The sequence below is a fragment of the Bacillota bacterium genome (genome assembly GCA_040754315.1).
Classification (GTDB): Bacteria; Bacillota; Sulfobacillia; order DUSP01; family JBFMCS01; genus JBFMCS01.
Genome location: JBFMCS010000029.1, coordinates 1 through 19,723, shown reverse-complemented (window position 1 = coordinate 19,723; position 19,723 = coordinate 1). Strand labels below are relative to the sequence as shown.

Below are 19,723 nucleotides of genomic sequence, written 5' to 3'. Positions count from 1 at the left end.
ACCCCCTAGCTGGGCCCCTGTCCCACCAGGTTTTGCCCATCTTGGTTCCTGTCGTGCTCCACTCGGTTCAGGGCGTTGACGTATGCCTTGGCGCTGGCCTCGAGCACGTCCACACTGACTCCGCGCCCTGTGAAGATCTTGCCTCCTGAGTCCACCTTCAGGGCGGCCTCGCCCAGGGCATCCTTGCCGCTGGTGACGGCCTTGAGGGAGTAGTCCACCAGGCGGGCCCCCGAACCTGTGGCGCGGTCAATGGCCTTGAAGAGCGCGTCCACCGGCCCGTCGCCGCTGGAAGCCTCCTGTTTCTCCTCATCGCCACAATATACCTTTACCGTGGCCGTGGGTATTGTCTGGTTCCCGCTGGAGATGTGGAAGTAGCCCAGGCGAAAGACCTCCGGTACTGAGTGGAGCTCATTCTCCACGATGGCCTCGATATCCCGGTCTGAGATGTCCTTCTTACGGTCGGCCATTACCTTGAACTTGGCGAAGATTCTCCTTGCCTCATCCTGGCTAACGTTGTAGCCCAGTTCCTCCAGTTTCTGCCGGAAGGCATGGCTTCCTGAAACCTTGCCTAGGACAATGCGGTTAGTGGCAAGGCCGACAGACTGGGGAGTCATGATCTCGTAGGTGGTGCGCTCCTTCAGGACCCCGTCCTGGTGGACGCCGGACTGGTGGGCGAAGGCGTTAGCCCCTACTATGGCCTTGTTGGGCTGAACGCCAATGCCCGTAAGGCCACTTACCAGGCGGCTTGTGCGGCTGATCTGCTCGGTGGAGGCTAGAACCTCCACAACGTAGTGATCCCTTCGGGTCCTCAGCGCCATGACGATCTCTTCCAGCGCGGCGTTTCCCGCTCGCTCCCCGAGGCCGTTTATGGTGCACTCGACCTGGTCCACACCGCACTCCACCGCGGCCAGGGAATTGGCTACGGCAAGGCCCAGGTCGTTGTGGCAGTGGACGCTCAGGGTCACGTTTTCGATGCCCGTCACGTTCTCCTTGAGGTATCCTATCAAACGCCTGAACTCACCTGGGGTCGTGTATCCCACCGTATCCGGGATGTTGATGGTGGTGGCGCCAGCGCGGATCACCTGGGAGAAGACCTCCGCCAGGAACCCCGGTTCGCTCCGGGTTGCATCCTCGGCGGAGAACTCCACATCCTCTGTGTAACTGCGAGAGCGCTCCACTGCCTCTACGGCCATCCTTACGACCTCGTGAGGCTCCTTCCGGAGCTTGTGCTTCATGTGGATGGCAGAGGTGGCTATGAAGGTGTGGATCCTGGATCTCTCCGCTGGCTCCACGGCCTCCCAGGCCCTGTCGATATCCCCAGGGCTGGTCCGGGCCAGCCCGCATATCACAGGCCCCGTCACTCGCTCGGCGATCGTCCGGACAGCGTCGAAATCTCCCTTGGATGTGATGGGAAACCCGGCCTCTATCACGTCGACTCCAAGGCGGGCCAGCTGGTGGGCGATCTCCAGTTTCTCGTCGGAGCTCAGGTTCACTCCGGGGGTTTGTTCCCCGTCTCGAAGTGTGGTGTCAAAGACCCTTATCCTCCTGGACAAGATGGTTACCCCCCAGTTACTTCTTTCTTCTGAGCCAGGGCATCATTGCCCTGAGTTCTGCCCCGACCTTCTCTATGGCGTGTTCCGCTTCGCGTCTCTTCAGGGCCTTGTAGACAGGACGGTTGGCTTGATTCTCCATGATCCACTCCCGGGCGAACTCGCCCGACTGGATCCGTTCCAAGACCTGGCGCATGGCCTCGCGGGTGGCGGGGCCTATGACCTGCCTCCCCATGGTGTAGTCGCCGTACTCAGCTGTGTCAGACACTGAGTAGCGCATGTAGGATGGGCCGCCCTCGTACATGAGATCAACGATGAGTTTCAGCTCGTGGAGGCATTCGAAGTAGGCAATCTCCGGCTGGTATCCTGCCTGTACCAGGGTATCGAATCCGGACTTGACCAGCTGGCTGACGCCGCCGCAGAGCACTGCCTGTTCTCCAAAGAGGTCTGTCTCGGTTTCTTCCCGAAATGTGGTTTCGATGACCCCGCACCTGGTGCAGCCAATCCCCTTGGCAAAGGCAAGGGCCAGCTCCTTGGTGTTGCCCGAATAATCCTGGTGTACTGCCATGAGTCCCGGCACTCCCTGGCCGTCGGCGAAGAGCTCCCGGAAACGGTGGCCCGGGGCCTTGGGAGCTACCATGAACACATCCACGAAGGGGGGCGGCTCGATGAGGCCAAAGTGTATGTTGAAACCATGGGAAAAGCCCAGCGCCATTCCTTCCCTGAGGTAGGGCAGCACCTCGGATTCGTAGGTTCTGGGTTGCCTGTCGTCGGGGATGAGGAAGTGGACTGCCTGGGCCCTCTGGGTCACCTCCGCCACGGTCCCGACCTCCAGGCCCTCAGCACGGGCCTTCTCCCGGTAGGCGCTGCCTTCCCGGAGGCCCACAATGACAGAGACCCCGTTATCTCTCAGATTCAGAGCCTGGGCGTGTCCTTGGCTTCCGTAACCCAGGACCGCCACGGTCTTTCCCTCCAGCAGGCTCAGGTTGGCATCGCCATCGTAGTACATCTTTGCCATCTTCTTCTTCTCCCTTCTCCGTGCGAACTATTTTGGGTCCCCTTACTATAGCTATAGTACCTGTTCGCACCACCTCTTTGATGCCGAACTCCCTGAGGAGGTCAAGGAGGGCCTCGACCTTCTGCTCGTCCCCGGTGATCTCCACAACCACGCTCTTCTTGGAGACATCCACGATCTTGGCCCGGAAGATGCCCACCACCTGAAGGATACTAGCCCGCATGGAGGGTTCAGCGTGGACCTTGACCAGGCAGAGCTCCCGGCCGATGTGAGGGTCTTCCGTTATGTCGGAAACCTTGATGACGTTCACCAGCTTGTTTAGTTGCTTGGTGACTTGCTCCAGGGTATGGCCGTTGCCTTGGACCACGATGGTGATCCGGGAGATCTTGGGGTCCTGTGTGATCCCCACGGCGAGGCTCTCTATGTTGTAGCCGCGCCTGGCGAATAGTCCCGCCACCCGGGTGAGCACGCCTGGATGGTTTTCCACGAGGATGGCAACGGTATGGCGCAAGACCTTCACCTCCGTCAGAAAAGAGAAACCCTCTCGCGTTCCCGCAGATGCCTGCAAGGGGCGAGAGGTTCGCTTTCGCGGTACCACCCTGCTTTGCCTCACTCTCACGAGGGAGGCCTCGGTGGGTGCTATGCACCCATCCAGGTAACGGCTGGTGCCGGCCGCGCCTAGTAGGGTGTCAGGCCCGTTCAGCTGGCAGCTCCCGGGTGACTTTCGACTCGGCCCTGCACCGGCTCTCAGCTCTCCCGGCTCTCTGGGACCAGGGTTCCCTTGTCTACTTGCCCGTTCATCGCTGGGGGGTAGGTCCATCCGGCCTGGAGAGAAGTGGCTCCTGTCCTGGGCCTTTCTGGACCACCCGATGATATTTGACTCTTAGTCTAGCACGGGCCCAGTGAGTTGTAAAGCACTTTTTCCGCCGAGGAGTTCTCTGACTCTCCGTCTATTGCCAGGACATAGGATCGGCTAACCAGTTATTGCCATCCCAGTGCCCTATCCTGCTGGAAGGGATGGTATTTCTACCCAAGGGTCCCCCCTTTTGCTCTTAGCCTGAATAAGCGACCCAATTGTCGCTTATTATTACCTAGCTTGATAGCCATCAGGGAACATCTCAATCTAATTGACAAGCGGTTCTGTCAGTACGGGGTGTTATGTCCACCAGGCCGCGTAAGGTTGCTAGCCCCGGCCAGGCGGAGCTCGGATACCAGCCGGTCCTGAAAGGTATCAGATGTTCTCTCAACGCGTCCCTTCGCCTCTGGGCTCTTGGCGAAGGTCTGCTGTGCGCCAAGCTCCTCTAACGCCCGCCCAACCTGCGTTTCCTTCTGATTTGCCAGGGGAAGCTCTTAAGGTGAATTTGGCTGACCCAGGACAGCATGACGGTCGTGGTAGACCGCCAGGGACCATCAGCCAGCACAGATCCTGAGCTGCTTCGTGCCGGGGCCGGCAGTTCACTCCCGGTATCGACTATTCCGCTCCCGGTGTTATACTGGGGTAGGCGAGAGCCCGCTGAGAGGTGTGACTCATGGACAGAGACGGGCTTGGGGAGATCCACCATTACCTCTCCACTTACACACTGCAGATAGTAAAACAGAGCCTGGAGCGGCGAAACGCCTCTGTTCCCAGGGCCGGGGAGGGTTCATGGATCCACTTCCTCGGCACTGGGGGCAACCCCATCAATCTCATGAGCCAGCACCGGCAGACCGGAGGGTTCGTGCTCAGGGTGGGAGGCGCCTGCCTCTGCGTGGACCCCGGCCCGGGAGCTCTGGTCCACGCGGCCAGGGAAGGGCTGGACCTGTCAGGAATAGATGCGGTATACGTCTCCCATGGGCACACTGACCACTGCGGGGACGCTGGCGTTGTCATCGAAGCCATGTGCCAGGCCATGTCCAGGCGCAGGGGAATGGTGTTCTCACCGGTGGAGGTCCTCGAGGACGGGCGCATCTCCCGGTTTCACCAGGGAAAGGCCCCCTCCCGGGCCTACCCCGGGGGACCCCAGGAGGTAGTCCCAGCTGAGGACGGCGGGGAGGTAGCCATAGGGGACTGTGTATTGAGGTTCGTCCGGGCCTACCACGGCGGGGAGAACTATGGGTTCATCCTGGAGGCCCCAGGGTTGAGGGTAGGGTATACCAGCGACACCAGCTACCTTATTTCCGTGGAGGGCTCCGGCGGCCCCCGGCCCGTGGCGCCCTGGGACGCCATGAGCGACCTGCGCGGGGTGGTTGAGTACAGGGAGGACCTAAAGAATGCCTTTTACTGTGTGGATGTGCTCGTGGCCAACGTGAGCTACCACAGCCTGTTTGCCACCCGGTGTCTCACCGCGGTGGGGTTGTCTCACCTCCTCTCGGGATCCCGGGTCGGGCTGGCCATCATGACTCACCTGGACGAGGCCTGCTTCAGGCCCCGGGACATCTCCCAGCGCATGGCGGAGTACGTGGAGGGTTATAGCGGGGTTTCGACAAGAGTGGCCCAGGATAACGAGGTGATATCCCTGGAGCCCCAGCAGGGAATCCCGGTGGTGCGGTGAAGTAGGAAGGGAGCTTGAGCATCAGGTCACAAAGATGCCTTGGGGGGAGCCATTTCCATGGGATCTAGAACGCTGGTCAGGACTCTTGCGATTCTGTTAATCACTACTCTGGCGGCAGGGTGCGGCGGGCGCCCTGGTCCCGGCAGCGTCGAGGGGAGAGAGGGCTGGCCCAGGGCCATAACCATTGGTTCAGCCTCCATAGGGGGTGTTTACTTCCTGTATGCGGGCGGGCACGCACGGCTCATCTCTGAGAAGATGGGCATCCCCGCATCCGTGGAGGTAACAGGGGGGCCCGTCCACAACATGCAGCTGGTCAACGCCAATGAGACTGAGATTGGGTACGTCACGAACGCCCCCGCCCTTGAAGGGTGGACCGGGGAAGGCTGGGCCAAGGGTAAGGAGTATGTGGACGTGAGGGCCCTGTTCCCGATGTACCCCAGCAAGGTGCATTTCTATGTGCTGAAATCCAGCGGGATCACATCAGTAAGGGACCTTGAAGGGAAGACCGTAGGCGTGGGACCCTCCGGGGGTACCCCTGGAACCTACCTTCCCCTGTTCCTGGAGGTCCTGGGGATTAAGCCGTCCATGGTGATCCACGCAGGCTACTCGGATCTCACCTCCCAGACAAAAGACGGCCTGCTGGACGCCGTGGGATGGATTGGAGGCATACCACTGCCGTCGGTCCTGGAGATGGAGGCTGTGAAGGACGTTGGAATCGTAGGGTTCTCCCCCAGGGAGATCGCGGCCATCTTGGAGAGCCAGCCCACCTTCTTCCAGACCACGATGAGCCAGGGTGCCTACAAGAGCCTTGACAGGGACATACAAGTTCCAGGGGTGTGGAACTTCGCCATTACCCACAAGGACACCCCGGAGGACTTCGTCTACGAGCTTGTGAAGGCCACCTTTGAGAACGTGGACATCCTCATAAACGTCCACCCCTCCGCAAAGGGCACGCTGCCGGAGAACATAGAGCACAGCGTGCTGCCCTTCCACCCAGGTGCCGTGAGGTACTACCGGGAGATAGGGGTTGAGGTCCCGGAGGCGTTGCTGCCGGCAGAGATGAAGTAGACACGCGAACCAGGCGGGGGGAGGGGACGGCATGCTGAACCGTCCTGAGACCTGCGATAAAACCCCCGTACCGGGGTTCATGGCTGAGAGCGAGTTCGCCGGTTTCCGGGAACTCCAGGGACACCATGCCTTGGCCGTCACACTGGTCTCGGTGGGCATGGCCATCTTCCACATATACGTATTCGGCTACCGGACAATGGACCCATGGTACATAAGAGGGGCGCACCTGGCCTTAGGTGGGCTCCTCATCTTCGCGTGCTACCCTTCTTCGCGAAGGTGGTACGGCAGGCTGCCTTGGTTTGACTACCTGTTCCTGGCCAGCGCGGTGCTGCCTTTCATCTACGCGATAATCACCTTTGATGACCTTATCTACCGGGTGGGGGTGGCACCCACAACCCTGGACACCATTGTGGCCCTGGTGGCCATCATGTCCGTGCTGGAGATGGCCAGGAGGACGCAGGGCCTTGGCCTTCCTATCCTGGCCGTGGCCTTCATGCTGTACGGGAGGTACGGAGACCTGCTTTCGGGGCCCTTTTACCACAGGGGCTACAGCCTCGCCCGGATGGTCACCTACATCTACAGCCTTGAGGGAATACTGGGGACTCCCATAATGGTGTCCGCAACCTATGTTTTGATCTTTGTGGTGTTCGGCGCCTTCCTCCAAGCCTCGGGCTGCGCGCAGTTCTTCGTGGACATGGCCTACGCAATGGCCAGCAAGACCCGGGGTGGCCCTGCAAAGGTGGCGGTCCTTGCCAGCGCGCTCTTTGGCACCATATCGGGCACATCGGCGGGGAATGTGGTGACTACCGGCTGCTTCACCATACCGCTGATGAAGAGGGCCGGTTACCCGGCGGACTTCGCCGGGGCCACAGAGGCTGCCGCCTCCACGGGGGGACAGATAATGCCGCCCATCATGGGAGCTGGCGCCTTCATCATGGCGGAGATCCTGGGAGTGTCCTATCACCGCATAATCATGGCTGCCACCATCCCGGCCATCCTCTACTTTGCCGCCATCTACTTCATCGTTGACGTGGAGGCCAAGAGGAGGGGACTCGCCAGCACCCCCTCGGAGAGAACCCTCCGGGATGTCCTCAGGCACGCCTACCTCTTCCTCCCGGTGATAGTCGTCTTCTACCTCCTGGCCTTTGCCAAGGTTTCCATCATGCGGGCGGGACTTGTCGGGATCATCACGTGCGTAGCGGTGAGCTGGATTAACCCCAGGTTCCGGATGGGGCCTAGGGAGGTTGTGAACGCCCTGGCCACCGGAGCCCGGAACTGCACTGGCATTATAGCCACGTGTGCGGCGGCAGGAATACTCCTAGGTGTGGTGACCCAGACAGGTCTTGGTGTCAAGTTCGCCAGCATCATGGTGCAGCTCTCGGGTCATAGCCTGTGGCTGGCGCTGGCACTGGGGATGGTTGCCTCCTTAATCCTGGGAATGGGACTGCCTACAACGGCGGCCTACGCGATAGCTGCGTCCGTCATCGCGCCGGGTCTGGAGAACATGGGGCTCCACCCCATACAGGCTCACCTCTTCGTGTTCTACTTCGCCTGCGTGTCCTCCATAACCCCGCCTGTGGCCCTGGCTGCCTATGCTGGCGCCGCCATAGCCGGGGCCAAGCCCATGGCCGTGGGATGGAAGGCGCTCAAGATGGGGGCCGTGGCCTTCATTGTGCCCTACATGTTTGCCTTTGGGCCAGCGCTCCTCATGATGGCGCCTGTGTGGAAGATCATCATGGCCGTGGTCACGGCCATGGTTGGGGTGTACGCGCTGTCACTGGCAGTCGGCGGGTGGTACAGGGGTCTCTTACGCATGCCGGAGAGACTGGTGTTCTTTCTTTCCGCCCTGCTGCTCATGCAGTCATGCTCAGAGACGGATGTGGTGGGCCTGCTATCCTTCGGGTTCATGCTTTTCATAAGGCACCTCGCCAGCAAGGCAAGCGCCTAGAGTATCCCCGGAAACGGCGCTGGAACTCCGGGCTGAGTCCCTCGCGCAGGCCTTCTGGCCCAGGGCCCGGGATCGTTCTCGGGCCGTAAGAACCGCGTCCATCACCGCCGCCCTCACCGATGCCCGTTCCATGGAGTGAAGCCCCGCTATTGCCGTTCCCCCGGGTGAGGTTACCATGTCACGGAGCTGGGCTGGGTGAAGGCCGCTCTCCAGCACCATCCTGGCGGAGCCCAGGGCCGTCTGAGCCGCCATTTCCAGGGCGGCCTCCCTTGGAAACCCCATGTAGACCCCCGCGTCGGCCAGGGCCTCAATGATGAGAAACATGAAGGCGGGGCCGCTACCGCTGAGGCCGGTCGCGCCGTCCATCATCTCTTCATTCACCTGGACCATGCGACCCAGGCCTCCCAGGAGCCCCCGGGTGGTGTCTATGTGGACAGCGCCGGCATGTCTGCCTGTGCTGAAGGCCAGCATGCCTTGGCCGATGATGCACGGAAGGTTTGGCATGGCTCGTACCAGGGGCACAGGCCTTGGGAGCCTTGTCTCAAGGCTTGCCGTGGAAATGCCCGCTGCTACGGAGATCAGTAACTGTCGCTCAGATACGATAGGACCTATCTCTTCAAGCACCTGGGGGACGTTCTGCGGTTTCACTGAAAGCACCAGGGTCTGGGCTTGGCTCGCCAGGCACCTGAGGTCAGGGGCGGCCCCAAATCCCCGCTCGCGGGCTCGGGTCATCCTCTGGGGGGCGGGGTCGTATATCACCACATCGCTGGGGCTGAGGATCTCCCTTAGCACCCAGCTGTTACACAGTGCCTCTCCCATGACCCCAAACCCCATCAAACCCACCTGCGTTCTCACTGGACTGCCCTCCCTAGGATGACTTGTCCCGGGGCAAATAGAAAATCGCCCCGTCAGGGGCGATTTTACCGCGGTACCACCCTGCTTACCCGGTAGTCCCGGGCAGCTCATGAGCCGCCACTTCCGAGCGGCCTTCCCTGTAACGGTGGAACTCCGGCTCCGCTTAATCGGCAGTGCCGCTTTCGCGGGCAGGCTCCAGGGCGGGTTTCGGCGGCCGGGATGGCATGCCTTTCAGCCTTGGGCACGCTCTCTTGGCATTCCCTGGGGCCTACTGTTCCCCATCATCACCAGGTGCTCTATGTGTTGCCACTCATTCTAGCAGACCTTGACTCCAGGATCAAGCACCTAACAGGGGCGGTCTAACCCACTTCCTTGGATGCCTCCGCAACTGCTTCCTGCAGTATCGCCATCATCTGATCAACGAGATCCCTGGTCATGGTGAGAGGCGGGCAGATTAGGATGGCCCCGCCGAATGCTCCAACCCGGAAGATAGCGCCCCTCTGGGCTGCGGTCTCCACCACCTTGGCTGCGGTAGGCACGCCCGCAGAGAAGGCCTCCCGGGTTGCCTTGTCCTTGACGATCTCCAGGGCGTACATCATACCCTTTCCCCGGACTTCCCCGACTATGGGGTAGTCCAGGAAGTCCTGGAGCCTCTCCATTACGTAGGGTTCCATGGCAGCGGCCTTGGCAGCGAGGTTCTCCCGTTCAATGATGTCCAGGTTGGCCAGGGCCGATGCGGCACAGGTGGGGTGGCCGCCGTAGGTCATGCCGTGCAGGAACATGGTTTCTTGCAGCACGTCTGCTATTTCCCCGGTCATCACCGCGGCCGCAATGGGGAGATAGCCGCTGCTGAGGCCCTTGGCCATGGTCATGATGTCCGGCTCCACGCCCCAGTGCTCGACGGCGAACATCCTCCCGGTCCTGCCAAAGCCGGTAATGACCTCATCGTCTATGTAGAGCACATCATACTTCCTGCATATCTCCCAAACCATTGGGATGTACTCGGGTACAGGGGTGGCATAGCCAGAGGCCGACCCCTGCACTGCGTCGACGATGAAAGCGGCGACTGTCTCAGGCCCCTCCTCGAGAATGGCCCTTTCCAGCGCCATGGCGCACTCGATGCCGCAGGAGGGGTACTCTCTCCCGCAGAAGCAGCGATAGCAGTGGCAGTTGGGTATTCTCACGAAACCTGGTACCAGGGGCTCGCACATGGCCCTGTAGGCCTTGTCCCCGGCGGCGCTGGTGGCCCCCATAGTCATCCCATGGTAGGACTGGTTGCGGTATATGATCTTGTGCTTAAGGCCCTGGCCCCGCATCCTATGGTAGATCCGGGCTATCTTGAAGGCGGAGTCATTGGCTTCAGAGCCAGAATTGCAGAAGTGGGACACGGAGAGCCTGCCCGGAGTGATTTGGTCTATTCTCTCCGCCAGCTGGACCGCGGGCAGGTTTGTGGAACCGAACATGTGCCAGTACTCTATGTCCTCTAGTTGCCTGGAGATGGCCTGGGCTATTTCCTTCCGCCCGTGACCCACGTTGGTAACCTGCAGTCCTGCCATGGCGTCGATGTACTTGTTCCCGTGGATGTCCCAGACGTGGCAGTCTTCGCCCCGGACAATGATCCTGATGCCCTCCTGGCGAATGCGTCCCAAGTGTGCCATGGAGTAAAGCAAGTGCTTCTTCGCGTTGTCAAGAACCTTGTTCGACATCTCGCTAGCCACATTGGCACCCCCTCAGGTTGTGTGGCTCCCATTGCTTTGCGATGGCAGCATGAACGAGGCCAGAGAACTGAGAACCTTTCAAGTATCCTGATCCATTCGTCGTGCCTTGGCTTTATCCTTCGAATTATCGCCTTGCGGATCTTTACGGGAGCTCAGGACTGATCTCCTGATGGCTGCCAGGGCGCCCACGAGCAATAGGGCGGCCAGGAATAGCGGCCACGAGAGGGGCCGTGGGGTCTCTCCTGAGTCCTCCTGGGCTTCTTGATCTTCATGGATGAGGGTCCCCGCCTTGGCCAGGTTGCCCTGGGCGTCTTCAAGGTTCACCGAGAACAGGGGGTCCTTTCCAGGAGGCACCTGTTCAATAAGGTATTCCATGGAGGTACGGTAAGGGTCCAGGTAGGCCAAGCGCTGTTCCAGGATTACATGCTGCGTGCCTCCGTCCTCGTACCACACCACTATGTGGAGAGCGGCCATATCGCCGTCCGGGTCTTCAGCATCAATGACAAGGTAACGGTAGGAAGGATCACCCTCAACGGGCTTGAGGAACGCCTGGTGGATAACGGGGGACTCGTGGGGCACGTCTGCGAGGGGCATCAGGCTTTCCACCCATCTCTGGAGGGGTGCGCTCAACCTTGACTCCCGGAGGTTGCCATGGATGCGTCTCAGCGCCTCCCGGTCCCCGGTTTTATTGCCGTGAAGGGCCAGGTGATAGAGGGCCTCCGGCGCCGCCAGGTGAGCCAAGGGAGCATCGTCCTTCCCTTCCGTGTCCAGGAGCCCTTGCCAGGCGGCTGCTGCCTCAGCGGACCTGCCCAGGCCTTCCAGGGCCCGGGCCCGGTAGAGGGCCAGCGCGGCCTGGGATGCGGCTCCCGTCTCATCCAGGGTGGCAAGAACCTCCTCGTGCCGCCCCTGGGAGAGCCACTCCTCCCACTGGGTGGCCCTGCCATCCAGGTCTAGGGCAGCCTCGGCGAAGGGCAGGAGCCCCCTGGTGTCATAGAATACATCAATGTCAGCGCCAGGCTCGAGGTCTCGCCACTCCCAAACCAGGTCCTGGCCTTCGAATCGGAAGTCGCCTGGCTGGACCCGGCGGATCTGGTAGGGGAGAATGCCCTCCATCACCAGGGTGACCCGGGCGTGGCCGATGGGGCCCATAAAGGTGCCCCCGGTGACCAGTACGTAGCCGGCCAGGGCCTCACCGTTGGACCATTGGGTGTTCTTCACCCAGTAGGTGTTTGTCACAGTCCGGGTCTGCCCCGGTGAAAACTCGACCTCCCAGGTGTGCCATGAGGGGTAGTCGATGTCCCGGGGCCTGCTTTCAGGAACGAGTCCCTTTTCCAGCGCTACATGCACCTCCTGGCCATCGACGAGGGTCTTGAACTCGTGGAGCCCGAGGTCGTCCCGGAATTCCTCGCGTCCCTCTCCTGGCCCCGGCTGGGGGAAGCCCATGAGAACGGTGGTGTTGGGGCCTTGGTTCCGGAAGGTAAAGGAGGCTTCCACGAAGGAACAGGTGGGGGTGACCCTGATGGTGACCTCTTCCGCGGCCATCTCCACCTGGGTGCTATAGATAGGCTGCACGCTTTCACCCACCCTCCCCAGGCTGGCGTCATTGGCGAGGGCGCTGTGAGGTGTCAAGATCAGGAGCGCTACCACGAGACACCGCTTGATTACGGGCATGACTACTCCTCCCCAAGGGATTCCTGCCAATAATGACGCGAGTGGCCCGGGATATGTTTCGCCGGAGGGCTATAACCCCTCAGCGTGTTATAGCCAAGCTGAGGCTGCCCGCCAGCAGGGTGCTGTGGTAGGTGAGGAAGCGCCATCCACCCACGAAGATGGGGAGAAGGTGTGAGGGGATCAGGGGAGAGAACACCGAGGCAAGGCCCAACTCGGCCATACCGCTGCCTCCTGGCAGGGGGGTGTAGGAGACTATGAAGAAGAGTACTACCTGTCTTGTTAGTACCTTGACAAGAGGCACGCTTAAGCCAAGTCCTTCGAGAATCACCGGGCCCAGGCTGAAGAAAAGCGCCCAGGACGCGAGGGTGTAAAGGGCTAGCATGATGGTGCCACGCAGGTTGCCCGTTCCGAATACCAGGTGCAGGCTGCGGCCGAACCGCCTTGCCTCCTGGGAGGCTCGTCCTGCCGTTGCCCTCGGGTCGTGAGACCGCAGCAACCATCTAAGGGCTGGGGTTGACACCATCCAGGCGGCGGCTCTCTCTACTACCCCGGGCCTTCCCAGGATGTACAGGAAGGCAGATATCGCTGCAATGGTGGAGGCAACGGCCACATACACCAGGATGTTGACGCCAGAGGGGAGGTTCACCTGAGAGCGAAAGGCCATGAGTATGAAGGGTACGAATACCGCGAAGAAGAGCAGTGTGAGAAGGGAGCGGGTGGCTGCCACCGCCATGCCCTTGTTCACCGGCACGCCTAGGCGATACAGGAGGTACACCAGGGTTGGGGGGCCTCCCGAGGTGAAAGGGGTGATGCCGCCCACGAAGCCTGAGGCCAGGTTCACTCGCATGGCCCTGGCAAGGCCGAGTTCATATCCCATCATGGCTAGTATGGTCCGGGTTCTCTGCCCTTCAACGATCCACAGCGCCAGGACCACCCCCAGCCCCAGCGACAGGAAGGCCGGGGATAACCTGCGCAGGCCCTCCCAGGTACGCTCGTCGGCCGTGAGAAAGATGACAAGCCCGAGGCCCAGCCCGCTCAGAGCCAGGGAGAGGGCTAGTGACTTGAAGCTGAAACGGGATTCTGGTTCTCCGGCCAGGCTCATCGCCCCCATTGAAAAGATCACCACGGGAGCCGTGGCGATCTCTTTTGGAGTAGTAGGGGGTGGTCCCTTTATCTACATGCTTCGTATTCGGGTTTCTTATCATTCCAAATGTGGTCGGCGAAACGCTGCCACCCGCAGGCGTAACCGCTGAGCTGGTGCGCGAAGGCATCCGGGTCATGTCTTACGTCCTTCTGTGTCGAGTAGGCTCCAGCCTCCTTCACGATCTCCGCCAGGGCGTCGGGATTGTCAATGAGGGGGCACGGTCTCAACATGTTGGTGCTGAAGGGCTGTCTCTTCTGGTAGGCCTTCATCAGTGGTGAGACCAAGGCCTCCTTCAATGTGACATCCCTGATATTGCAGGTGGCGTAATGGACAAAGGCACAGGGTTCCACATCGCCGGAGGCGTTGATGTGGAAGTAGCGCCTCCCCCCGGCTATGCAGCCCTGGCTTGCCTCCCCATCATTCCAGAAGTCAACCAGGAAGATAGGCTTGGTCTGGCGGAATTCGTGTATTCTCTGGTACATCCACGCGCGCTGGTCAGGGGTGGCCATGTACTCTAGATCCACGTCGCCGCCCACAGGCACGTAGGTGAAGAACCAACCCAGGGCGCACCCCTTTTGGACCATGAGGTCAATGAACTCCTCGCTGCCGATCTCCTCAGTGTTCTGCCGGGTGTAGGTTGCGGAGAAGCCGTACACAACGCCGGCCTCTCTCAGGATATCCATGGCCCTGATTACCTTCTGGAACACGCCTTTGCCCCGGCGCTGGTCGGTGGAGTCCTCCAAGCCCTCCAGGCTTATGGCGAAGGTTATGTTTCCTGCCCTTACCAGGTCCTCCGCAAACCTCTCATCGATGAGGGTGGCATTGGTGTATATGTGGAAACACAGGTTCTGGTGCTTCTGTGCCAGGGACATGATATCGTCCTTCCTGATGAGCGGCTCGCCGCCGGACATGACTATCAGGTAGATGCCTAGTTCTTCTGCCTCGTCCATCAGGCGGTCCAGGGTTTCGTAGTCCAGCTCAGCCTCTCGCTGGTAGTCGCCGGCCCAGCACCCTTTGCACTTGAGGTTACACCGCTCGGTGGGATCTATGAGGATTGTGAAAGGCACGGAAACGCCAAGCCTTTTTGCAGCCTCGTTCTGTTTAGGGATCCCAAGCAAGGATGCGTTAAGAAAGAAGTTCACCGCAAGCCTTTCCCTCACTCTTGGGTGGGTCTGCGTGAGGAGGCGCTCAACATACCTGTACCAGTTGCCATCCTTGTCTTGGAGAACCCTACGCACGTTGGAGATGTTCTCCTTATGGTGGGCTTCTTTTGCCACACGGTCTGCGATCTCCAGAAGTAGGGGCAGGTTCTTCATGGGGTCCCGCGCCACGTACCTGATGCTTTGCTCGAGGACTTTCTCGCCCAGGTAGGATTGGGCAAGATTCATGACGGCATCACCCCTCTGTCTAATAATATGCGAGAAGGGACAGGTCCCATTCCCTATTCTGTGAATTATGCCCAAGTTACTTAGATTGTACCACCCAAAAAACCAATCAATCAAGGGGGGCGAGATGACGTGCCAATGACCGTACCTGACGTCCTCCCCGCTAGGCACCCTGTAATGCAGGAGGGATTCATCCTGTTCAAGACAACCCTACGCGGTTTTTCGCAGGATCTCCGGGTATCTAGGCTACGTACTGATGCCTGGGCCGAGCGTAGTTGACGGTCTTGTAAGGCGCTGTACACGTAGTCTACGCGGTACTCTTCGATTCTCTGCCTAGCCTGAACGGGGCCTTCACAGGTCGTTGTGCCATACCTCTTCATACTTGAGGCCCTGGTGATATCGATTCAAGTGATTTGCGCGGGTGAAAGGCTCCTGGCACGCACATTCCCGAACGGGTTACTCCCTGCCTTGATCCAGTTCGTGAAGGTGTCTACTGGTGAACTAGCGGCAAGTGCCGCTCACCAGGATGGTCTCCTTGGGCTCTTGGCCACGAAGCCCTCTGGTTTCGTTGGAAGTCTTCTGAAGGGCCCGTATATACGTCCTCTGTGATATGGGTCGCGCCCAGGGTGCTCGCCAGTGGGACCTTGAGGCGTAGTCAATCACTTTTATGACTTGGGGTCCCGTAGTCCCCCAGGTCAACGAATGTGACATCTGGTGTCCGCCGCGGGCAAAGTGCAGTCTCGCTAATCCCGTGGCGTCATCATATCTTCCTATCTTGCTTGCCCTCGTAGGACCGCCAGCACGATCTCCAGATTCTGTTCCGGGCCTGCCCCTCTTCTGAAGTTTTCTTTCCTATCGCTCCCTAGGTTATCTCAACCCGGGAGGTCCTTAACCATCCAATTGTCTCACCTTAGGTAAAGCACCCCAGATTCACAAGGTTTGCCACAGGCTAGTAAACTGGCTGGTAGCATGCCTCTTAAAACCCGTACCTGGCGTATTCCCAGCAACTCCAGGATGCCCCCGATTTGATATAATCTCTGCAGAAGGGTCCGAAGGGGGCTTCGGTATGGGGAAGAAGATTATCCGGTTTGGGGTGTCCATGGAGGCCGACCTCTTAGAGAGGTTTGATGGGCAGATTGGCCGGAAGGGGTATGGGTCAAGGTCAGAAGCCATCAGGGACTTGGTCCGCAAGAGTCTCATACATGAGGGCTGGGAAGCAGGGGAACAGGAGGTTGCGGGTACCATCACCCTCCTTTATGACCACCACGTCCGGGGCCTCAGTGAACTCCTCACCCGCCTCCAGCATGACTTCACGGGTTCCTTCGTCTCCACCATGCACGTGCACATGGACCATCACAACTGCCTCGAGGTCATAGTGGTAAAGGCCAAGGCCAAGGAGGCGCGGGCCCTTGCGGACCTCCTCATCGCCCAGAAGGGTGTGAAACACGGAAACCTCACGGTGGCTTCATCTCGGGACGTGCTATAGAGTGCCTGAGAATCTAGGAGGGGTGGAAGGAATGTCGCTACAGGAGATGGCCTCCTGGCTGCTGGATGAGGGGCGCTCAATGGTGGCGTTTACCGGTGCCGGTATGAGCACTGAATCCGGTCTGCCTGACTTCCGGTCCAGCTCGGGGCTGTGGCGGGGGAGGGACCCTATGAAGGTTGCCTCCATATGGGCATTGAGGTCTGACCCTGGGGACTTTTACGACTTTTATCGAACCCGTCTTGACTCCTTGCGAAAGGCCATGCCCAACAGGGGGCACCACGCGCTGGCTCGCATGGAGGAGATTGGCGTGCTAAGGTGTGTCATCACCCAGAACGTGGACGGTCTTCACCAGGCGGCGGGCTCCCGTCGTGTCGTGGAACTCCACGGGAACCTGAGGCATGCCCGGTGTGTGTCTTGTGGCCAGCGCTACCCCATTGAGGCCGTGTCAGAAGCCTCTTCCATCCCGCGCTGCGACCGCTGTCACGACCTGGTCAAGCCCGGTGTGGTCCTCTTCGGGGAGTCTTTGCCCTCCAGAGCCTTGGAGGAGGCCTTCCAGGAGGCCAAGGGTTGCGGGCTGCTCATGGTGATAGGCTCATCACTAGAGGTTTCCCCGGCAAACATGTTGCCGGGGACGGCCAAGGCATCTGGCGCCAGGCTGGCTGTAGCCAACCGTACGCCCACGCCCGCCGACGGCATGGCGGACTACGTCTACCGCGATGAGGCTGGGGAGGTGTTGTCTCGCCTCCTGGGGTTCCTAGAGGGATGACCGGGAGCCAGGTACTAGCCCCTGGCCCTGTGGGCTATACGACTGGCCGCTGCCGCGGCTATGGCTGAGATGAGGTCGTCCAGGAATGTGTTGACTGGGGAGTGGGTATTGCTGTTTACCTCCCCAATTATCCCGGGCTTGACCTTGTCCAGGTAGCCGAAATTGGTGAAGCCTATGGAACCATAGATGTTCACAATGCTCAGGGCCATGATCTCATCGATCCCGTAGAGGGGTTCGTCCTCCCTAAGGAAACTCAGCACAGGTTCCTCCAGTAGGCCGCTCTCCGCCAGCTGGTCCAGGCATATACCCGTAAGAAGGGCGTTTTGGACCTCTCGCTTCTCCAGGACCTTTTCCACCGCTTCCATGCAGTGATCCATGCTCAGGTCCGGGTAGTGGATCTTCTGCAGGCAGAACACGACTTCAGCAATGGACTCGAGGGCTACACCCCTCTGGGCAAGTCGCCTGATTGCCATATCCTTCATGCTAGCGCACGTAGGCGCAGGTTTATTCAATTGATTCACCCCTTGGAACACTTCGACCTAAACGGGGGTGTTCCTCCCCGCTAGGTCTCCCGGGGGTGTCAGGACCAGACGTCCACCTCTCGCTCTTGGCCTCCTACGATTGTGACCACCATCATGTTGGGCATGCATACGATGACCTGCCCTGGCCGGGAGATCCACCCGGTGTTGGAGCAGATGTGATTGGGGCACATGTGGTCCGGCAACCTAAGCACCCTGACCCGGCCACCCTGTACCTCAATGTTGGCCACACCCCCAGGCAGCTGGATGGGAACCAGCAGGGCATCGCCGGAGACCTCCAGGTCGAACCTGGCAACCTCCTGTTTTCCTACCTCCACCACCACTTGGCCCGTCCCCGTTGCCTGGGCTGGCACCCTCACCAGGACAAATGACAGGGCTATGGCGAGCACAAGCAGGGCAATCAGCATCTTGTCGCCCTTGGTCATGATGGGTCCTCCTCAAGCCTACCGCATACCTCTCGGGTCATGGGGTTCAGCCTGGCAGTGTGATGGCCTCCGTGGGGCATGCCTCGGCGGCGTCCTGGCAGCATCCTGCGCTGTCGCAGTCAGCGTCATCCTTGACGATAGCGTGTTCCTCGCCCATTTCGAAGACCTCAGGACACATATCTGCGCACAGCCCGCAGGCTATGCACAGGTTTGGGTCAACTACAGGTTTAGCCATTAGGTGTCACTCCCCGATCGTTGAGTTTCCCCATAGATTCTATCCTGAGGCGCAGGGTCATAGCAACTAGCATGCTTCTAGGTCTAGGAACTGGTAGGCGCTCGAGATGACATCACCCTCTGGGTGATTCGGAGCCCTGCATAGCCCACCAGGAGGGCCAGCGGTGTCACTAGCTGGGTTAGGGTGAAGAAGCCTATGCCGTGGGCCTCACTCTGAAGCACAGGCCAGATGAGAGGGTTCTCTCTGAACGTCTCCTCCACCACCGCCCTGAGTATTGAGTAGTTGATGACGAACCTCCAGAACAGGCTGCCCTCGGTGTGTGGCAGCCGGGAACTCCGGGCGTGCAGCACCAGCAGGGCCAGGCCGATTGCCACTCCATAGAGCTGGGCGGGATGCCGGGGGAAAGGGAGGGCTGTGGCAGTCCTTCCCAGGACCTCCCCGTTAAAGATGTTTCCTATTCTAACAAGAGCATATCCCAGGCAAACCCCGGGTACCACCAGGTCAGATCCGGCCAGGAAGAGCCTGAGATCCCTCCTGAGGACAATGAGGCCTGTAAGAAGCCCACCCAGGAGGGCGCCGTGGAAGGAGAGCCCGCCGTGATCAATGCGGATGACCTCCCAGAGGTTATCCCTGAACATGCCCCAGGTGGTCGCAACGTACATGAGCCGGGCTCCAACCACCCCTCCGAGGACCACCCAGAGGGCAGTGCTAAGGAGGGCATCGCCATCAATACCCTTTCTTTTTGCCCCAGCATTGAGTAGGATAACGCCTGCCAATACGGACAGTGCCATCAAGAGGCCATACCAGCGTACCTCAAGGGGGCCGAGGCTGAACGCAACGGGGTCAAGACCGAGATCCAAGGGTATCACTCCTCAAAGAGCGGCTTTACCAGGACTATTGTAGCGGTTTGCCAGGGCGAAGTAAAGGGGGCGACTTGCATCAACCAAAAGGTACTCGAAATGAGGTCATTGCATCAAGCCTTCTAAGATGCGGCTACAAAGAAAGGCCTCAGGGAAGGAGGCGTAACTGCGGGAGGAAAACCTATTCCGAAGATGTAAAGAGGGCTCTCAAAAAGATCTGGGCCATCTTAGACTTCCCTTCCGGCAAACGGCTTGTCCCCTTTATACCGGAGGTTGTTCCAGTACTTGAGAGTTTTGGTGAGTTGACCCTTAAGGAAGAGACCCGGGCCAAGATTTTTGGTATCAGCTCGGCCACGGTCGACCGGCTACTGAGGCCCGAAAGAACAAGACTTGAGTTAAGGGGGCGGACCGGTACTAAACCCGGCTCCCTCCTGAAAAACGACATCCCCGCCAAGACCTTCGCCGATTGGAACGACACGGAGCCTGGGTTCTTGGAGATAGACCTTGTGGCTCATGACGGTGGAAGT

17 protein-coding genes and 2 pseudogenes are annotated in these 19,723 nt (G+C 59.9%); 6 read left to right on the top strand and 13 right to left on the bottom strand.

Going from position 1 to position 19,723, the window contains the following annotated elements:
- Positions 1-5 precede the first annotated feature (5 nt).
- From AB1576_05835 to AB1576_05820, 4 genes and pseudogenes are all read right to left on the bottom strand, one after another.
- The gene (locus AB1576_05835; GenBank protein MEW6081286.1) at positions 6-1,556 is read right to left on the bottom strand and encodes a 2-isopropylmalate synthase; all 1,551 of its coding nucleotides are present in this window, start codon (positions 1,554-1,556) and stop codon (positions 6-8) included.
- A gap of 13 nt (positions 1,557-1,569) precedes the next feature.
- The gene (ilvC, locus tag AB1576_05830; GenBank protein MEW6081285.1) at positions 1,570-2,568 is read right to left on the bottom strand and encodes a ketol-acid reductoisomerase; all 999 of its coding nucleotides are present in this window, start codon (positions 2,566-2,568) and stop codon (positions 1,570-1,572) included.
- A gap of 1 nt (position 2,569) precedes the next feature.
- Positions 2,570-3,076: pseudogene (gene ilvN / locus AB1576_05825) on the bottom strand (acetolactate synthase small subunit).
- Between the two features lie 665 nt (positions 3,077-3,741).
- Positions 3,742-3,891: pseudogene (locus AB1576_05820) on the bottom strand (integrase).
- Positions 3,892-4,094: 203 nt separating this feature from the next.
- Between AB1576_05820 and AB1576_05815 the strand changes: the two are divergent.
- Genes AB1576_05815 through AB1576_05805 form a run of 3 tightly spaced genes read left to right on the top strand, consistent with a single transcriptional unit; the run spans position 4,095 to position 8,112 of the window.
- Complete coding sequence (locus tag AB1576_05815) at positions 4,095-5,096, top strand: MBL fold metallo-hydrolase (GenBank protein ID MEW6081284.1); 1,002 nt, start codon at positions 4,095-4,097, stop codon at positions 5,094-5,096.
- Between the two features lie 57 nt (positions 5,097-5,153).
- Entirely contained in the window at positions 5,154-6,164 is a 1,011-nt protein-coding gene (locus AB1576_05810) for a TAXI family TRAP transporter solute-binding subunit (GenBank protein MEW6081283.1), read from the top strand.
- A gap of 31 nt (positions 6,165-6,195) precedes the next feature.
- Entirely contained in the window at positions 6,196-8,112 is a 1,917-nt protein-coding gene (locus AB1576_05805; protein ID MEW6081282.1) for a TRAP transporter permease, read from the top strand.
- Here AB1576_05805 and proC read toward each other — a convergent pair.
- From proC to AB1576_05780, 5 genes are all read right to left on the bottom strand, one after another.
- Complete coding sequence (gene proC, locus AB1576_05800; protein ID MEW6081281.1) at positions 8,056-8,967, bottom strand: pyrroline-5-carboxylate reductase; 912 nt, start codon at positions 8,965-8,967, stop codon at positions 8,056-8,058. The genes AB1576_05805 and proC overlap by 57 nt on opposite strands.
- 359 nt (positions 8,968-9,326) lie before the next feature.
- Entirely contained in the window at positions 9,327-10,685 is a 1,359-nt protein-coding gene (locus tag AB1576_05795; protein MEW6081280.1) for an aspartate aminotransferase family protein, read from the bottom strand.
- A gap of 78 nt (positions 10,686-10,763) precedes the next feature.
- Positions 10,764-12,356 (bottom strand): hypothetical protein, encoded by a 1,593-nt coding sequence (locus tag AB1576_05790; GenBank protein MEW6081279.1) that lies wholly within the window; start codon positions 12,354-12,356, stop codon positions 10,764-10,766.
- Between the two features lie 79 nt (positions 12,357-12,435).
- Positions 12,436-13,458 (bottom strand): lysylphosphatidylglycerol synthase transmembrane domain-containing protein, encoded by a 1,023-nt coding sequence (locus tag AB1576_05785; GenBank protein ID MEW6081278.1) that lies wholly within the window; start codon positions 13,456-13,458, stop codon positions 12,436-12,438.
- A 68-nt stretch (positions 13,459-13,526) separates the two neighbouring features.
- Positions 13,527-14,888, bottom strand: coding sequence for a radical SAM protein (locus AB1576_05780; GenBank protein ID MEW6081277.1), 1,362 nt, complete (start codon positions 14,886-14,888; stop codon positions 13,527-13,529).
- A 1,063-nt stretch (positions 14,889-15,951) separates the two neighbouring features.
- On the opposite strand from AB1576_05780, the gene nikR reads away from it, so the two are divergent.
- The gene (gene nikR, locus AB1576_05775; protein MEW6081276.1) at positions 15,952-16,371 is read left to right on the top strand and encodes a nickel-responsive transcriptional regulator NikR; all 420 of its coding nucleotides are present in this window, start codon (positions 15,952-15,954) and stop codon (positions 16,369-16,371) included.
- Positions 16,372-16,402: 31 nt separating this feature from the next.
- Positions 16,403-17,137 (top strand): NAD-dependent deacylase, encoded by a 735-nt coding sequence (locus tag AB1576_05770; protein ID MEW6081275.1) that lies wholly within the window; start codon positions 16,403-16,405, stop codon positions 17,135-17,137.
- A 14-nt stretch (positions 17,138-17,151) separates the two neighbouring features.
- Here AB1576_05770 and AB1576_05765 read toward each other — a convergent pair whose 3' ends face one another.
- The 4 genes from AB1576_05765 to lgt all read right to left on the bottom strand — a co-directional run bounded on the left by AB1576_05765 (position 17,152) and on the right by lgt (position 19,196).
- Positions 17,152-17,619 carry a phosphatidylglycerophosphatase A gene (locus AB1576_05765; GenBank protein ID MEW6081274.1) on the bottom strand — a complete coding sequence of 156 codons (468 nt, stop codon included), beginning with the start codon at positions 17,617-17,619 and terminating at the stop codon, positions 17,152-17,154.
- 98 nt (positions 17,620-17,717) lie between these two features.
- Positions 17,718-18,101 carry a NusG domain II-containing protein gene (locus tag AB1576_05760; protein MEW6081273.1) on the bottom strand — a complete coding sequence of 128 codons (384 nt, stop codon included), beginning with the start codon at positions 18,099-18,101 and terminating at the stop codon, positions 17,718-17,720.
- A 46-nt stretch (positions 18,102-18,147) separates the two neighbouring features.
- On the bottom strand, positions 18,148-18,336 hold the full coding sequence (locus AB1576_05755; GenBank protein MEW6081272.1) for a ferredoxin: 189 nt from the start codon (positions 18,334-18,336) through the stop codon (positions 18,148-18,150).
- 83 nt (positions 18,337-18,419) lie between these two features.
- Entirely contained in the window at positions 18,420-19,196 is a 777-nt protein-coding gene (gene lgt, locus AB1576_05750; protein MEW6081271.1) for a prolipoprotein diacylglyceryl transferase, read from the bottom strand.
- A 74-nt stretch (positions 19,197-19,270) separates the two neighbouring features.
- On the opposite strand from lgt, the gene AB1576_05745 reads away from it, so the two are divergent.
- The coding region (locus AB1576_05745) for an integrase (protein ID MEW6081270.1) at positions 19,271-19,723 on the top strand (453 nt) is incomplete at its 3' end.

Excerpts from the sequence above, each read along its gene's own strand:
- AB1576_05755 (MEW6081272.1), bottom strand. The coding sequence starts at position 18,336 with ATGGCTAAACCTGTAGTTGACCCAAACCTGTGCATAGCCTGCGGGCTG.
- AB1576_05760 (MEW6081273.1), bottom strand. The coding sequence starts at position 18,101 with ATGACCAAGGGCGACAAGATGCTGATTGCCCTGCTTGTGCTCGCCATA.
- AB1576_05810 (MEW6081283.1), top strand. The coding sequence starts at position 5,154 with ATGGGATCTAGAACGCTGGTCAGGACTCTTGCGATTCTGTTAATCACT.
- AB1576_05780 (MEW6081277.1), bottom strand. The coding sequence starts at position 14,888 with ATGAATCTTGCCCAATCCTACCTGGGCGAGAAAGTCCTCGAGCAAAGC.
- AB1576_05790 (MEW6081279.1), bottom strand. The coding sequence starts at position 12,356 with ATGCCCGTAATCAAGCGGTGTCTCGTGGTAGCGCTCCTGATCTTGACA.
- AB1576_05765 (MEW6081274.1), bottom strand. The coding sequence starts at position 17,619 with ATGAAGGATATGGCAATCAGGCGACTTGCCCAGAGGGGTGTAGCCCTC.
- AB1576_05805 (MEW6081282.1), top strand. The coding sequence starts at position 6,196 with ATGCTGAACCGTCCTGAGACCTGCGATAAAACCCCCGTACCGGGGTTC.
- AB1576_05785 (MEW6081278.1), bottom strand. The coding sequence starts at position 13,458 with ATGAGCCTGGCCGGAGAACCAGAATCCCGTTTCAGCTTCAAGTCACTA.
- ilvC (MEW6081285.1), bottom strand. The coding sequence starts at position 2,568 with ATGGCAAAGATGTACTACGATGGCGATGCCAACCTGAGCCTGCTGGAG.
- nikR (MEW6081276.1), top strand. The coding sequence starts at position 15,952 with ATGGGGAAGAAGATTATCCGGTTTGGGGTGTCCATGGAGGCCGACCTC.
- AB1576_05770 (MEW6081275.1), top strand. The coding sequence starts at position 16,403 with ATGTCGCTACAGGAGATGGCCTCCTGGCTGCTGGATGAGGGGCGCTCA.
- AB1576_05815 (MEW6081284.1), top strand. The coding sequence starts at position 4,095 with ATGGACAGAGACGGGCTTGGGGAGATCCACCATTACCTCTCCACTTAC.